This window comes from Demequina sediminicola (genome assembly GCF_000975055.1).
Taxonomy (GTDB): domain Bacteria; phylum Actinomycetota; class Actinomycetes; order Actinomycetales; family Demequinaceae; genus Demequina; species Demequina sediminicola.
In genome coordinates, this window is sequence record NZ_BBRB01000004.1 from 102,328 (window position 1) to 115,792 (window position 13,465).

Annotated in this window: 11 protein-coding genes; 7 read left to right on the forward strand and 4 right to left on the reverse strand. The window is 62.4% G+C overall.

Features of this window, described 5'->3' with window-relative positions; genetic code table 11:
• Positions 1-216: 216 nt before the first annotated feature.
• The 3 genes from AOP79_RS08985 to AOP79_RS08995 are packed head-to-tail and all read left to right on the forward strand — an operon-like array spanning position 217 to position 4,684.
• The gene (locus AOP79_RS08985; protein ID WP_062072758.1) at positions 217-1,230 is read left to right on the forward strand and encodes an AAA family ATPase; all 1,014 of its coding nucleotides are present in this window, start codon (positions 217-219) and stop codon (positions 1,228-1,230) included.
• A complete protein-coding gene (locus AOP79_RS08990) occupies positions 1,227-2,483 on the forward strand; it encodes a DUF58 domain-containing protein (RefSeq protein WP_062072760.1) in 1,257 nt (418 codons plus the stop codon). The genes AOP79_RS08985 and AOP79_RS08990 overlap by 4 nt, the downstream gene beginning before the upstream one ends.
• A complete protein-coding gene (locus tag AOP79_RS08995) occupies positions 2,447-4,684 on the forward strand; it encodes a transglutaminase TgpA family protein (protein WP_082093515.1) in 2,238 nt (745 codons plus the stop codon). Before AOP79_RS08990 ends, AOP79_RS08995 begins: the two co-directional genes overlap by 37 nt.
• Here AOP79_RS08995 and AOP79_RS09000 read toward each other — a convergent pair.
• Positions 4,681-5,085, reverse strand: coding sequence for an SCO2097 family morphological protein (locus tag AOP79_RS09000; protein WP_062072764.1), 405 nt, complete (start codon positions 5,083-5,085; stop codon positions 4,681-4,683). The two genes, AOP79_RS08995 and AOP79_RS09000, sit on opposite strands and share 4 nt — an antisense overlap.
• A gap of 88 nt (positions 5,086-5,173) precedes the next feature.
• Here AOP79_RS09000 and AOP79_RS09005 point away from each other — a divergent pair, with 88 nt between their 5' ends.
• Positions 5,174-5,953: a spermidine synthase gene (locus tag AOP79_RS09005; RefSeq protein WP_062072766.1), complete on the forward strand. Its 780-nt coding sequence runs from the start codon at positions 5,174-5,176 to the stop codon at positions 5,951-5,953.
• Between the two features lie 94 nt (positions 5,954-6,047).
• Here the strand turns inward: AOP79_RS09005 and AOP79_RS09010 are convergent, their stop codons facing one another.
• Together AOP79_RS09010 and AOP79_RS09015 are read right to left on the reverse strand one after the other, a co-directional pair.
• Positions 6,048-6,251, reverse strand: a complete 204-nt coding sequence (locus AOP79_RS09010; protein ID WP_062072768.1) for a cold-shock protein — start codon at positions 6,249-6,251, stop codon at positions 6,048-6,050.
• A gap of 145 nt (positions 6,252-6,396) precedes the next feature.
• Positions 6,397-7,320 (reverse strand): PAC2 family protein, encoded by a 924-nt coding sequence (locus AOP79_RS09015; RefSeq protein ID WP_082093516.1) that lies wholly within the window; start codon positions 7,318-7,320, stop codon positions 6,397-6,399.
• A gap of 173 nt (positions 7,321-7,493) precedes the next feature.
• Between AOP79_RS09015 and AOP79_RS09020 the strand changes: the two genes are divergently transcribed.
• The gene (locus tag AOP79_RS09020; protein WP_062072770.1) at positions 7,494-9,692 is read left to right on the forward strand and encodes a HelD family protein; all 2,199 of its coding nucleotides are present in this window, start codon (positions 7,494-7,496) and stop codon (positions 9,690-9,692) included.
• Positions 9,693-9,726: 34 nt separating this feature from the next.
• On the opposite strand, the gene AOP79_RS09025 is transcribed toward AOP79_RS09020, so the two are convergent.
• Positions 9,727-10,521 carry a zinc metalloprotease gene (locus AOP79_RS09025; protein WP_062072772.1) on the reverse strand — a complete coding sequence of 265 codons (795 nt, stop codon included), beginning with the start codon at positions 10,519-10,521 and terminating at the stop codon, positions 9,727-9,729.
• A gap of 120 nt (positions 10,522-10,641) precedes the next feature.
• On the opposite strand from AOP79_RS09025, the gene serA reads away from it, so the two are divergent.
• Together serA and AOP79_RS09035 are read left to right on the forward strand one after the other, a co-directional pair.
• Positions 10,642-11,838, forward strand: a complete 1,197-nt coding sequence (gene serA / locus AOP79_RS09030; RefSeq protein ID WP_236683345.1) for a phosphoglycerate dehydrogenase — start codon at positions 10,642-10,644, stop codon at positions 11,836-11,838.
• 83 nt (positions 11,839-11,921) lie between these two features.
• Positions 11,922-13,465 (forward strand): DEAD/DEAH box helicase (locus AOP79_RS09035; protein WP_062072776.1); only part of this gene is annotated, 1,544 nt, incomplete at its 3' end.

A 13,465-nucleotide genomic window follows, 5' to 3' on the forward strand; every position in this document is an offset into this window, starting at 1 on the left:
GTCACTCCTCGCCCGATGCCCCCACTTTACTCCACTTCTCCCCACAAAGCATGGCATTTGAGCAGAATCTCTCAGATAACTTAGGGAAATACCTGGTAAAAAGGACAATTACCGGGTGGAGGGAAATTTGTTGATCACACACTAGGGGCGGTACGCCATCTTGTTGATCACCCCAGATGCGCCTAGGCTCAGAGGGACCGATTCAAAGGAGTGTCGATGACCGACGCTGTCCCCACGAGCACCGAGCTCGCCCATGTGACCACCACAATGGAGCGCATTCACACCTCCATGTCGTCAGTGCTGTCCGGACTTGATTCGGTCATCACGACAACGCTGACGACCGTGCTCGCAGGCGGGCACATCCTCATGGAAGACGTTCCAGGCGTCGGCAAGACGACACTGGCACGCGCACTCGCTCGCAGCATCGACGCTCAAGTTGGCCGGATTCAATTCACCCCTGACCTCCTACCCGCAGACGTCACCGGGGTATCGATCTATCAGGCCAACACCCATCACTTTGAGTTCCGCCCAGGACCGGTGTTTGCCAATGTGGTCATCGCGGATGAGATCAACCGCGCCTCCCCAAAAACGCAATCGGCACTTCTCGAGGCCATGCAGGAAGGCTCCGTCACGGTGGACGGCACCACACACGCGTTACCGTCGCCATTCCTCGTCGTCGCCACGCAGAACCCCATCGAAATGGAAGGCACGTACCCACTTCCAGAAGCGCAGCGCGACAGGTTCATGACGCACCTCTCGATTGGCTACCCCAGCGCCGACGATGAGGTCGCGATGATTGACGGCCGGGACGGAGGCGATCCCCTCGCTCGGCTGACACCGGTTGCCTCGCTGAGTGACCTCGAGCACGCGAGCGCCATCGCCTCCCGCGTGTACGCGGCGCCCGCAGCGAAGCGCTACGCCGTCGACATCGTCGCCGCCACACGCCAACACTCACGAATCAAGCTAGGCGCTTCCCCACGCGCCACACTGCAACTCATCGCGGCGGCCCGAGCAGCGGCAGCTTTCGAGGGGCGCAACCACATCATCCCTGACGACATCAAGTACTTGGCCCCGGCAGTCCTGAGCCATCGCGTCGTCCTGACCCGGGATGCCCGTCACGGCACCGTGACGCAAGCTGAGATCGTCGGCGATCTCGTCGCAAATGTGCCTGTCCCCCGTGCCACTGCACCCGGAGCGCGGAACGTGGCAGGTAGTCGGGCTTCCGCGTGACACGCCAGACGATCCCCCGCTGGCGAATCCAACCCACGTGGCGCGGCTTCGGGATTCTCATCGCAGGCCTCACCATGCTCGTCACTGGCATCGGGTTCGCATCTCGCCTGCTGACGTACGCCGGCATCACAGTGACCACGGTGTTCGTCGCAGCGACAGTGTGGGTCATCCTCGTCGGCGTCATCACTCCGCAGCGCCGCACACAGGTAGAGCGCAGCACCGAGCCCACCACGTTTACCGCAGGCAAGCCGGGCACCGTGAGCGTCGCCATCACGCCTCGTGGACGCACCATCGCAGCACGTATGGCCATCCGCATCATCAACGTGACGGAACAAGCGACACCCGAAGTCACGGGTCACGGCAATCATCGCGCCGTGGTTGAACGCACCGATCACGCCACCACCCTCACCTATGCCGTCACGCCCACGACGCGCGGGCAGTGGCAACTCGGACCCACGGTGTCCCACTCCACGGACCCGTGGGGCCTCATCACGGCTGATGCCCCGCTTGCCGGCACCAACACTGTGATCGTCCATCCTCACACCGAGGATCTGTCCGCGACCATCGCCCCCCTGGAGGGATCGCTGAGCCACCGCTCGCGCGGCGCACACACCCAGGGCAGTGATGACGCTGCACTACGCGAGTACCGAGTGGGTGATGACCTGCGCCGGGTGCATTGGAGTTCGAGTGCGAGGCGGGGAGCAGTGCTCGTCAGGACCGACGAGACCGGCGAGCCCACTCCTGCGACCGTGATATTCCACCTTCCCCACCAGCAGGCGGGCATCGAGTGGACCATCAGCGCGTTTGCGTCCGTGGTGTGCGCACTTCTCAACAGCGGGCACTCCGCCCGCGTCATGGGTGGACCGTGGGACCCTCACCGGCCAGCATTTCAACCGCGGCGAGACGATGTCCTCGCCCTCCTTGACGCCACTGTCACCTTGGCCCCGTCGAGCACAGATGTGCTCCCCACTTTGCAGCGCTGCGTCGATTCGGCGAACAGCACCGGTGACTCGGTGGTTCCGACGGTGCTAGTGCTCTGTGACCCTTCAGCCGATGTCGCGCGAACCTGTGCCGGACTCACTGAACGCGGTCACGTGTGGGCGCTGGTGGCGTTCACTGCGCCGCACGCTTCCGCGTCGCGTGACGCATTGCGAATCCTCGAAAAGAGTGGCGCAACTATCCGCACGACCACGCTCGACGAAACACTTGGCGAGGCATGGAGCGACCTGATGAGCGAGCGGTCCGCAGCATGAACTCCGCTTCAAGGACCGCACCGCGCTGGCTCATGACCGCACTCCTCGCCACAGCAGTGTGCCTGGGCGCCCTGGGCCTCAGCGCGTTTCTCGAAGAGCGGGGTTGGATGACCCCCATTGTGGGCGTCGTGGGGATCACTGCCGTTGCTGTCGCGACGGCGCGAACGTGGGTGACGTCCCGGGCACTCCCCACGATGATCGGAGTCCTCACGGCAATTGCCGTCATGCTGCCCACCTTCGTCCGCGATGACTCCGGTGCTCGCGCATGGCTCCCCACGCCGGATGCGCTCGCAGCGCTCGGCGACACCGTGGCCGCTGGCGTGAACTACAGCGCCTCGACTGTGGCGCCGGCTCCCGTCACCCCCGAGTTAGCAGCGATACTCGCCATCGGCTTTGTGATGGTGTTCCTTGTGGCAGAGAACCTCACTGTGTCGTGGGGCCTTGCCGGAACTGCGGGTTTCGTCATTTTTGCGCCGTGGCTCGCGCCCATCATTTTGAGCCATGACGTCCCGTTCCTCGCATTGCTCGGCGCTCTCGCGTGTTGGCTCGCAGTTCTGGGACTGGCGCACCGCACAACGATGAGCACTCCGCCGGTGGGGGTCGCACCGGTCATGACAGCATCCGTGGGTGCCGCGTTGGCGGCGATCCTCATCATGCCGCTGGCATTGGTCAGCCCAGCGTGGGGCGGGCTACCGACACTCGATGGACCCGTGGGCAGTTCCACTACGACGGTGACACGATTGAGCCTGGACCTTGATCTCCGCACCTCACTCGGCGAACGTTCAAGCCTGCCGGTCATGGAGTACGACACATCTGGTGCTCGTCCCGATGCCTTCAAACTCCACTCGCTGTCGAGTTTTGATGGAGCCGCATGGCAACGCACCCCGGGCACCGAGCAGTCGACAGTGAGCACCACCGACATTCTCTGGCCGCTCGAGCTACCGGCGCCGGAAGAGGCGTCAAGCGTCAGGGTTGATGTGTCCTTAGTGGGGCTCTCGGAAGACAACATTCCGCTACCCACCACGCCACGCGCGGTCGACATCCCTGCGATGGTCAATTACGTCAGGGATCTCGACGAGGTTCAGCTCCAAGGTCAAGAGTCCGTAGGCCTTGAGTACTCGTTCGAGATGTACCCGTCGATGGTGGAGCCTGCACTGCTGGTCGATGGCAATGGCAGTTCTACCGTCGTAGATGAGAGTTTCCTTGCACTCCCGGACGCCATGGATGCTGCGTTGCTCACCCAGTACACCCAGGACGTGACGGCAGGAGCAGAGACACGTTTGGCCCAGGCGGTCGCGATCCAGGATCACCTCCGCGACACGATGGAGTTCACCTATTCCCCAGACGTGTCCGTTCAAAGCGACGATGCCGTCGGAGACTTCCTCGAATCCCGCACCGGCTACTGCGTCCAGTTCGCCACCACGATGATCATGATGTCGCGAACGCTAGACATCCCAGCGCGGCTGGCAGTCGGGTACCTCCCCGGCACGCTTCAGGACGACGGCACATATGTGGTCGAAGCCACGGATGCCCACGCCTGGCCCGAACTCTGGTTCCCTCAGGCGGGCTGGGTACGGTTCGAACCCACACCCGCAGTCCAATCTGGAACAGCACCCCGATACTCAACCGTGGACTCGGTCGATGAAGCGGCGCGAGCAGAGGCATTCCAGCAGTTAGACGAGGAGGTCTTCCCCACTGCCGACGCCAACCCGTCCCCTCAGGAAACCTCCGAGACTGCCGCACCGGTAGCGCAGGATGGTGACACGACAAAGTCTGGCCGCTGGGAGCAGTGGGCTGTGGTCGCGGCAGGCTCCGTCGCTGTGCTCATGACGGTGTGGTGGCTCGCGGTGCGACGTCAGCGCTCACGGACAGGTCTCGAGGAGATCACCCCGGATGTGATTTGGACAGAACTTCACCAGGCGCTTCCAGAACCGTTCAGATGGGCCGATGCCATGACACCGCGGGAAGCAGCCGGCCATGTAGTCGCGGTGGCGGCAAGGGAGACGCCGATGTCACCCCAAGCCCGCGGATCGTTGACATCACTGATGCAGTGTGTGGAAGATTTCCGCTACGCAGCAGTTCCTTCGGAAGTGGAAGGCACTCCTAGCCAGACTGTCATGAGGGAGTGGAGTGCAGTAGTGGTGCAGGAGGCGCGCGCAATCAACAAGGGGGCACGCGCTACGGCGAGGAAATCTCGCTAGAAGTCGCCGTTCTCGCGACGACGATCAAAACGGTCTTCAAAGCGCTTCATGAAGTCCTTGTGCTCGCCAGAGTTCTTGGGTTGTGCAGCACCCCCTGAACTCCGAGGAGCGGTGTTACGCGGAGATCCCGGGACCGTATTGGGGACACTAGGTGAGGAACCAAGAAGCGTCCACAGCGCGGCTCCAGCCATGAGAACAAAGCCCAGGATCCCGAGAATTGGCATCTGCGTAGCGACACCGGCGACAACGACACAGAGTCCGACGACCACACCCACAATGCCGATGATCAGGCGCTTTGGTGTCTTTGTGGTCTTGTTCATCGCACGATGCAATGAAGGATCCTGTCCCAGATCCTGCTCGAGTTCATCGAGCACACGCTGCTCGTGCTCTGACAGCGGCATGGTGTCCTCCTACTTCACGGTTAAGGCGTAGCCCCTAGTCTAGTTCGCGACGCACCCACACACTAGTCCAGACCTGAAAGCAGTCACGATGCCTCGCCGTTCCACGTCCAATCACGACATTGCCGCGGGAGTGGAACGCGGAGTCGACATCCCCACCTCCAGCGGAGTCGTGCGTCTGACCGACGAACCTGATGGGTCAACGACTGTGTGGGTCAATGGAGTTCCAAGTTCTTCAATGAGGGCAGAAAACGATGTCCTCGATTTCGAGTACATGCGCCACGAGGCGGCGGCGATCGATGCGTGGCAAGTACCGGAAAAGATGCTGGTCCTGCATGTGGGGGCTGGAACATGCACGTTGGCGCGATACCTCGCCCATCGCTATCCCGACTCCCGCCACATTGCGGTCGATGTCGACGCCGACCTCCCTCAGTTCGCACGCGAGTGGTGGGACCTCCCCCGCTCTCCTCGTCTCAGGGTTCGGCAGCAAGATGGCGCTGAGGCGGTCGCATCGAGGCACGATGCGAGCCTTGATGTGATCGTTCGTGACGCTTTCGCTGGCAGCACCACGCCGCCCGCACTTTCGAATGATCACTGGTGGAGTGAAGCTCGCCGCGTGACACGGTCACATGGCGTAGTGGTGGCCAACATTGGCACTCACCCCCGAGATGACTCACACCGGAGTGATCTCGCGGCAGCACGCGCGGCCTTTGGGGATGCCATCGCGATTGGCGAGCCGGCTGTCCTGAAAGGGCGACGGCACGGCAACGTGATTCTGGTGACAGGCGTGGGGGTAGACGTCGACACACTACGGCGCTACGCGGCCTCCGCCCCACTCCCCACCAGCGTCACTATGGACTGGCAGGGATAGCCGGATCAGCCCGCGCGTGCGTACTCCGTCCGGAAATGGCGAAAGCCGCCGCTGGCGAACCAGCGACGGCTTTCGTCGTTACTACTGAGAAAACTCAGAGGGGGCGAACGTCTGCCGCCTGGGGGCCCTTGGGGCCGTCCGTGACCTCGAACTCCACGCGCTGCGCTTCTTCGAGGCTCTTGTAACCGTCGGACTGGATAGCCGAGTAGTGCACGAAGACGTCGTCAGTACCGCCGTCCTGAGCAATAAAGCCGAAGCCCTTTTCGGCGTTGAACCACTTCACAGAACCCTGTGCCATGCGTATTTCCTTTGTCTAACTTGCCCGGAGACGGGAGCGCCAGACACTCTGCCCGGCGCTGTCGCCGCAATGCATTCGTTCCGAGCCCAGTAAGACCGGTTCTTTCACACTACGTTTCTTGCAACCACGTCAATCATGCCACGGATTACGTCCCAGGGGGAGTGTCTCCTCGATGCTGTTGGAGAAATTTCTCAAATTCATCGCCCAACTCGTCTGCCGAAGGCAACGGTCCAGCCGCTTCAATGCCATCTTCACGCTGGTCCATAAAGGCGTCGTACTGCTCTTCCAAGGCCGATACCAGGGCTTGTACCTCGTCTGACTCACCGCTCTGCCGAGCGATTTCCTCCTCGGCGACAAGCGCATCGTCCGCCAACCCCGAAGTGTCCAAAAGCAGACCAGAAATATCCTCAATCGCGGTGATCGCGCGCTTCGCAGCTTGCGGATAGGACGATTGCGCGAGGTAATGCGGCACGTGAACGGCAACATTGATTGCCGCCAAGCCCCACTGACCGAAGCGATATTCCATAAGATTTTGAGCGCTCGCAGGAACCGCTGCCGTACCGAAATACGATGCAGCATCGGGCAATAGGTCCTGCGGGGTGCCATGCACAGTCACCCCGAGGGGCCGCGTGTGCGGCGCGGCCATCGGGATGCCATGGGTTCCGAGCGTCAGACCCACACCTGTCTCCGCAACGATCTCGCGGACGGCTTGGATGTAGGCCTCCCACCGGATGTCTGGCTCGAAGCCGTGGAGGAAAAGGAACGGGGTGTCCTCGACGTCGCGGACCAGATCGACCTGGAGATAGGGCTCGTCGTAGTCCGTGAACTCGTTGACCGAGAACGTCATCTCTGGGCGCCGCGACCTGTAATCAATCAATTGATCAATGTCGAAACGCGCGACGGTCACTGACTCCGACGAGTCGAGGATCTGGTTTGCTACCAGCGATCCCGTCTTGCCAGCGTCAATAAATCCCCTCAACGAATGCATCAGGACAGCATCGGTCTGTGGAGCGAGACGCTTCCACTGAGCGACGCCATCAGAATCCCAGTTCACGAGTGCAGCACACATAATGCCTCCATTGTTTCACGCACGAGGCTCATACCTGCCGTTCCATGCTCTGCGCGAGAACACCGAACCGGAGTCAGACATTCCCTACCGGGGTGGGTAGCGCCATGGTCCAACGACCGGGATAATGGATGACTGCCTTGGCGCACCCGGGCGGAAGATGAAGGGCGACACGTATGCAAGACGACAGCACCCAGACCGCGCACGGCCTGGATGCAGAGCAACGCATCGTTGATGGGTTGTACAGCCGGCTCGACGAACTTCGGGATGAAACAGATCGGCGTCTGACGGAGATCAGGCGCGCGGGGCCATCGGGTTCTCCGCAGAACCGGTCCGAACGCGACGCCTTCGCGACTCTGTACGAAGACCGCATCATGCAACTCGACGCTGTCGAGGACCGCTTGTGCTTTGGCCGCCTGGACCTGGCGAACGCCGAACGCCTGTACGTGGGGCGCATCGGACTGTCAGACGAAGATCACGCTCCCCTACTCACTGACTGGCGTGCACCAGCCGCCCGCGCCTTTTACTCGGCTACCGCCGCCAATCCAGGCGGCGTGGTGAACCGTCGCCACCTCAGCACCCGGATGCGCAAGGTGACGGCCGTCGAGGATGACGTCTTGGACGTCGAGGCCCTCAAAGAATCGGGGCTCGAAGACACGCTCGCGGGAGAGGGCGCACTGATGGCTGCCCTGAGCGCGCGGCGTACCGGCCGCATGGGTGACATCGTCGCCACTATCCAGGCAGAGCAGGACGCGGTTATCCGCGCTCCGATGGATGGCGCCCTGGTGGTTCAAGGCGGTCCAGGCACAGGCAAGACCGCCGTGGCCCTGCACCGCGCCGCCTACCTGCTCTATCACCACCGCGAGCAACTCGAACGGCGTGGTGTCCTCCTCATCGGCCCGTCGGCCCAGTTCTTGCGGTACATCGACCACGTCTTGCCATCGTTGGGTGAGACGGGTGCCGTCTCGACCACGCTCGGAGGACTTGTTCCTGGAGTCCGTGCCAGCGCGCTCGAGGAACCCGCCGTGGCAGCCATCAAAGGCAGATCCAGCATGGCTCGCGTGATCAAGAACGCTGTCCGCGAGCGCCAGCGCGCACCTCGTCGCGATCAGGAGGTCTCGATCGATGGTCGGACCGTCGTGATTCGTCGGGCAGACATCAGGGACGCACAGGCAAAGGCCCGACGCGATGGCAAGCCACATAATGAGGCGCGCGCGACTTTCGCCAAGGACATGATCGGCCGCCTGACGACGCAGTTGATGGAGCAACTCGAGACGCAACTCGATGCAGAGGACCGCTGGGATCTAGAACGCGATGTCCGCGATTCGAAGACCATCCGCATCGCGTTGAACCTTTGCTGGCTGCCCATCACACCATCGCAGTTCTTGCGTGACTTGTGGGCGAAGCCGCACCTGCTGGAGCACGCTGCACCGCGGCTCAAGGCACACGAGCGCACGCTACTGATGCGCCCCGCGTCTGCACCACTGACGGACGCGGACATTCCTCTTCTTGACGAGGCGGCAGAACTCTTGGGCGATATGCCGTCCGATGCCCCCCGCGCTGCCCAGGGCGCCAGTGAAGAGGACATCGCTTACGCCAAGGAAGTCCTCTCAACTTTCGACACTGACGGCATGGTGTCGGCAGAGGATCTCGCGGACCGTATGCGTGGCGGAAGTGGATCGCGAAGCCTGGCCGAGCGTGCGTCGAGTGATCGCACATGGACTTACGGGCATGTCGTAGTAGATGAGGCGCAAGAGTTGTCGCCGATGGCCTGGCGCATGCTTTTGCGTCGCTGTCCGACTCGCTCGTTCACCATCGTGGGCGATGTGGCGCAGGTCTCGGCCGCCGCAGGTACGCAATGGTGGCCGGAAACCATGGACCCTGTGTTTGGGGCTTCATGGCAGTTGCGCGAATTGACTGTCTCGTACCGAATACCGTCCGAGGTTGCCCGCGTGGCACAGAGCTTCGCGAAAGCAGTGAATCTTCCCGCGAGCGAATTGAGCGCCGCACGCGATGTCGACGATGCTGTGTCGATGATCCGCACCGAGCAGGGTCAGACCGTGAGTACGGCTGTGGCATCAGCGAGCGCCCATCTGGAGCGCATGTCCGACGACAATGGCGGCCTGGTCGCTATCATCGCGCCACGTGAGCACCTCGCACAGATTCGCGATTCGGGGATCTCTGAAGACATCACGTTGTGCACTCCTGTGGAGTCCAAAGGACTCGAGTTTGATGTCGCGATCGTGGTCGAGCCAGCGCTGATGGCGGCCAAGCCTGGCGACCTCTATGTGGCGTTGACGCGCCCAACGCAACGTCTCGAGATCGTGTACTCGGGTGACCTACCCCCAGGAATCGGTAGCGGAGCACAACGCTAGCCGCGACGGACGTCAGGCCGATCCAGCATCGGCGCTATTGACAGGGGCCCGCCCCGGCGATTGCCAGACCTTGGCGGTCGCCTGGGCCCCACGTCACAGCTGCGAGGTTCTGGGTGTGCATGACCTCAGACTCGTCCTCGACGTGTCCGAGCCCGACGACGTGTGCGATTTCATGCCGAATGATCGACGCCGCCCGGTCACGCCCGCCATCGGTGGCGAGCACATTGGTGAAGTCTTCGGAATCCAAGATGACCACCCCCGCAGCAAGGAATCGTTCTTGCCCGAACGCCCCAGTCACCGATGACGATCCACCCAACCCCGCCGTCGTTCCTTCCAAACCAGGGGTTGTTGCCTCATCTGACCATCCCACCAAAATAGGAGCGAAACGGTCCCCGTACTCCTCTTGAATCAACGGCCGATCAAAATCTGCAGGTTCGTCAACATTGCCCTCATGCGAGAAGACAAGGCCTGTGTATTGGGCGATGTTGTCGAACGCCTCGGCTACGAGACCGTCAGCGCCTTCTGGCATGCCCTCGGGGTTGTACACCCAGGCGTGTGCCACACACGGGTCGTAGCGGGTGGGCTCGCCGTTCTCCTCGAAAAGGAACGTATGCGCGCCCGAAGTCGAAACTGCCACCTCGGGGGCAAGTCGCTCACCGTCGCTGACCGTCACCGGCACACGAACACTCTCACCGTCAACGATCATCACGTTGCGCGGCTGCCCCAGGTGTTGGATGTCCTGCCAGGTGCCACCGGCGGCCCACATTCCCAATGCCCCAGCGGCAGCGCCAATTCCGACAATCACGGCGATTCGACCTGGTGTGCGCATGACATAAGGGTGCCATGATCGACCACTGACACGACGCACCGCGAGCCCCGAGTCTCCACCGGCATTTTCCTCCGAGAGCAGGAGTTGGTGGGAAGGCCCCAAGTACGGAATGATGGGCCCGTGCGTGCACTCCTACTTGAAAACCTTCATCCCAAAGCCACCGACAACTTCACTGCGGCTGGAATCTCCGTTGAGAACCACGCTGGCGCAATGGACGAAGACGAACTGATCGAAGCCCTTGATGGCGTCGAGATCCTCGGCCTTCGCTCCAAGACCCAGCTCACCAAACGAGTCATCGAGGCATCGCCTTCACTCGTGGCCGTGGGAGCGTTCTCTATCGGCACCAACCAGATTGACCTCGAGGCGGCTGCCGAGCGCGGCATTGCAGCGTTCAACGCGCCCTACTCGAACACCCGCTCAGTGGTGGAAATGGCTGTCTCGGAGATGATCTCGCTGACCCGCCGTCTCCCCGTGCATCAGAAGCTCATGCACGAAGGGCTGTGGAACAAGAGCGCCGACGGTGCTCACGAGATTCGCGGGCGCACGCTTGGAATCGTTGGATACGGCAACATCGGATCGCAACTTTCCGTGGTGGCCGAAGCCTTGGGCATGAACGTCATCTTCTTCGACAGCGCCGAAAAGCTCGCATTGGGCAATGCCACCCGCATGCCGTCGCTCGAAGCACTGCTTGCCGAAGCGGACATCGTTACCCTCCACGTTGATGGACGCAGTGGTAACCAGGGCTTCTTTGGACGTGAGCAGTTCGAGTCGATGAAGCACGGCGCCCACTTCCTCAACCTTTCCCGCGGATTCATCGTTGATGTCGACGCGCTTCGCGAGGGACTCGAGTCTGGCGCGATTGGTGGCGCAGCCATCGACGTGTTCCCAGAGGAGCCCAAGAAGAAGGGTGACCCCTTCCTCACTCCCCTGCAGAACATCCCGAACGTCATCTTGACCCCACACATCGGCGGTTCGACTGAAGAAGCCCAGCGCGACATTGGCATCTTCGTGTCCACGCGTCTCTGCGACTACGTGAAGAAGGGCTCGACGTCCCTGAGCGTCAACCTGCCGAACCTTCAGGTCGACCAGCCCACCGGAGCCCACCGCATCGCCCACCTCCACAAGAACGTGCCCGGTGTACTCGCAGCGGTCAACCGTGTATTCGCAGAGCACGAGGTCAACATCGACGGACAAATGCTCGCGACCCGCGGCGAGCAGGGCTACGTGGTGACTGACATCGCCGCCGGTCTTACTGATGAAGCAGTAGCAGCGCTGGGCGCAATGCCCGAGACGGTGCGTCTGCAGGTGCTCTCATAACCGGCCAGGACGTCAACGACGCCGTCTCCTTCTCTGAGCTCGGCCTTCCCGACGCGCTTGTCAGTGCGCTCTCCCGGGCGGGAATGGAGACGGCGTTTCCCATTCAGTCGGCGACCATCGCCGATGCACTCGCGGGTCGCGACGTACTCGGCAAAGCCCGCACCGGTTCCGGTAAGACACTCGGGTTCGGGTTGCCAGCGATCTCTCGTCTCGCCGAGAGCGGGCAAGCCACACCGAACCAGCCCCGCGCCATCGTGCTCGTGCCTACTCGTGAACTTGCCATGCAGGTCAATGACGCGCTTGAGCCCTTCGCACACGCTATGCAGGTGTCGCTCAAGCTCATCGCCGGCGGACTGTCGATGTCCAAGCAGATCCAGGCACTTGACCGTGGAGTGCACCTCGTTGTTGCTACCCCAGGACGCCTTGCGGACCTAGTACGACGCGGGGATGCCGACATGTCGGCAGTGTCCCTAGTCGTTCTCGACGAAGCAGACCACATGGCGGAGATGGGCTTCATGGACGAGATCAACGAGATCCTCGTCTCCGTTCCCTCCGATGCGCAAACACTATTGTTCTCCGCCACCCTCGACGGGGACGTCGACAAGCTGGTGTCAGCGCACATGACCGACCCGGCGCTGCACGACGTCACCGGCGGCGACGACGGTCCCTCCACGATGAGCCACGTGGTCCTCAACGTGCCTCCGCACATCAAGTACCAGACGGCCACCCGCATTGCGGCACGCGACGGTCGCACCATCGTGTTTGTACGGACAAAACTCGCCTGCGACCGCATCGCTGCCGACATGCGAAGCCAAGGCGTCCTCGCTGTCGCTCTCCACGGCGACAAGTCCCAAAACGAGCGCAATCATGCCATCACTGGATTCCGGGCAGGGACAATTCCGGTACTCGTGGCCACTGACGTTGCAGCGCGAGGAATTCACGTCGACCACGTGGACCTCGTCCTGCAACTAGATCCACCACACGACTTCAAGGACTACACCCACCGCGCCGGCCGGACCGCACGTGCCGGCAGTAGCGGGCTCGTTGTCACCCTGGTACTTCCCCACCAACGCCGCACCATGGACCGAATCGTCGAGAATGCCGGCGTCGACCCCACCTTCCGCAAGCTCCGTGGTGAAGACGAAGATTCCCTGAGGATCCTTACCGACCTCACGGGCGCTCGTACACCCTCTGGTGAGTATGTCCGTGAGCCGCTCCCCGAGCGTGCCGGTCGTGGAGGTCGCCCCGAACGTGGGCGCAGCGGCAGGCAGGATCGCGGGCGCAGTTCCGACCGCAGTCCACGCGGAGACCGCGGTGCCCGCCAGAGCAATGCGCGACGACCCGCACCAGCGCGCTCGTCCTATCCCCCGGCGCGTGACGACAGCCGGGAGAAGCAACTGCGAGAGCGCGAAGAACGCCTCGCGCAGCGCGAACGCGAACTTAACGAGCGCGAACAGGCAGCACGGGCACCGCAACGCCGCTCACACGAGGATCGCCCGCAGCGGTCGTCACGTCCCGCATACGGTGCAGACAAGGGCCGTTCGGGCGGCGACAAGGGCAAGTCTGGCGGCTATCAAGGCCGTGACAACCGTGCAGGACGTGGCGAGCGAAGTGAGCGCCCCTATCG